General features: G+C 63.5%; 2 protein-coding genes. Both read left to right on the top strand.

The genetic code is table 11. From position 1 onward, the window contains the following. Window positions 1-837, top strand: an 837-nt coding sequence (gene clpX / locus VGK20_09990; GenBank protein ID HEY2774363.1) for an ATP-dependent Clp protease ATP-binding subunit ClpX, incomplete at its 5' end; no start/stop codon positions are given. A gap of 173 nt (window positions 838-1,010) precedes the next feature. Continuing rightward, a partial coding sequence (locus VGK20_09985) for an LON peptidase substrate-binding domain-containing protein (protein HEY2774362.1) occupies window positions 1,011-2,040 on the top strand: 1,030 nt, incomplete at its 3' end.

Raw genomic sequence — 2,040 nt, 5'->3', positions numbered from 1 at the left:
ACGACGCTCACCGAAGCCGGCTATGTCGGCGAGGACGTCGAGAACATCATCCTGAAGCTGCTCCAGTCGGCCGACTACAACGTCGAGCGGGCGCAACGCGGCATCGTCTATATCGACGAAGTCGACAAGATCAGCCGCAAGTCGGACAACCCCTCGATCACGCGCGACGTGTCGGGTGAGGGCGTCCAGCAGGCGCTGCTCAAGATCATGGAAGGCACGGTCGCGAGCGTCCCGCCGCAGGGCGGCCGCAAGCATCCGCAGCAGGAGTTTCTCCAGGTCGACACGACCAACATCCTGTTCATCTGCGGCGGCGCTTTCTCGGGCCTCGACAGGATCATCTCGATGCGCCGCCAGGGCACGTCGATCGGCTTCGGCGCCGAAGTGCGGGGGCCGGAAGACCGGCGCACGGGCGAGATCCTGCGCGACCTCGAGCCCGAGGACCTGCTGCGCTACGGCCTGATCCCCGAGTTCGTCGGCCGCCTGCCGGTGGTCGCGACGCTCGAGGACCTCGACGAGGGTGCGCTGATCGAAATCCTGACGCGGCCGAAGAACGCCCTGCTGAAGCAGTATCAGCGGCTGTTCGACATGGAGAACGTGAAGCTCAAGTTCTCCGACGATGCACTGCGCGCGGTCGCCCAGAAGGCGATCCTGCGCAAGACCGGCGCCCGCGGCCTGAGGTCGATCATGGAGACCGTACTGCTCGACACCATGTACGACCTGCCGTCGCTAGACGGCGTCGACGAGGTGGTGATCAACCGCGAAGTCATCGAAGGCCGGGCCCAGCCGCTATACGTGCATGGGGAACGCAAGGAAGGCATTGCGGCGGCGCCGGCCTAGCTTTTGCACGGCCGGCGGTGGGACCACCGGCATTCCGATCCACGGTCTTGAATGGCAACCCGTTCGGGCCAATCTCTTTAGGTGAGTGAGCGTGGCTATACGCCGCGGGTCGCCTCTTAAGGGGCCTCGGCTGCAGCGCGCGACAGCTCTAACAGTGTAGTTAGCGAGGCATTATGAACGCCCCCACCCAAGGAACTGTCTATCCCGTCCTGCCGCTGCGCGACATCGTCGTGTTTCCGGGCATGATCGTGCCGCTCTTCGTCGGCCGCGAGAAGAGCGTCAAGGCGCTCGAAGAGGTCATGAAGGACGACAAGCAGATTCTGCTGATCGCCCAGAAGAACGCGACCCAGGACGATCCCGGTCCCGACGACATTTACAACATCGGCACGCTCGGCACCGTGCTGCAGCTGCTCAAGCTGCCTGACGACACCGTGAAGGTGCTGGTCGAGGGCGGCAAGCGCGTGCGCATCGCCGGTTATACCGACAAGGCTGAATTCTTCGAAGCGCGCGCCGTCGAGATGGAAGAGCAGTCGGGCGATCCCGCCGAGCTGCAGGCCGCCGCGCGCACCGTGGTCTCGGAGTTCGAGAACTACGTGAAGCTCAACAAGAAGGTGCCACCCGAGGTCGTGGTCTCGATCAACAAGATCGAGGAGCCGGCCAAGCTCGCCGACACCATTTCCGCGCATCTCGCGCTCAAGGTTGCCGACAAGCAGCAGCTGCTTGAGCTCGACTCGGTGTCGAAACGGCTGGAGCGCATCCTCGGCCTGATGGAAGGCGAGATCGGCGTCCTCCAGGTCGAGAAGAAGATCCGCAACCGCGTGAAGCGTCAGATGGAGAAGACGCAACGCGAGTATTATCTCAACGAGCAGATGAAGGCGATCCAGAAGGAGCTTGGCGAGACCGAGGACGGTCGCGACGAGATCTCCGAGCTGGAGAAGCGCATCAAGAAGACGCGCCTTTCCAAGGAGGCGCGCGAGAAGGCCCATGGCGAGCTGAAGAAGCTCCGGACCATGAGCCCGATGTCGGCCGAGGCGACGGTGGTGCGCAACTACCTCGACTGGCTGCTGTCGATTCCGTGGCGCAAGCCGACCAAGATCATCAAGGACCTCAAGTACGCCGAGGACGTGCTCAACGCCGACCACCACGGCCTGGAGAAGGTGAAGGAGCGTATCCTCGAGTATCTTGCGGTGCAGCAGCGCGTCG

The organism is Candidatus Binatia bacterium (assembly GCA_036493895.1).
In the GTDB taxonomy this organism is placed as follows: Bacteria; Desulfobacterota; Binatia; order UBA1149; family CAITLU01; genus DATNBU01.
The sequence above is the reverse complement of the archived record's forward strand: the minus strand, read 5'-3'. Positions and strand labels throughout refer to the sequence as shown.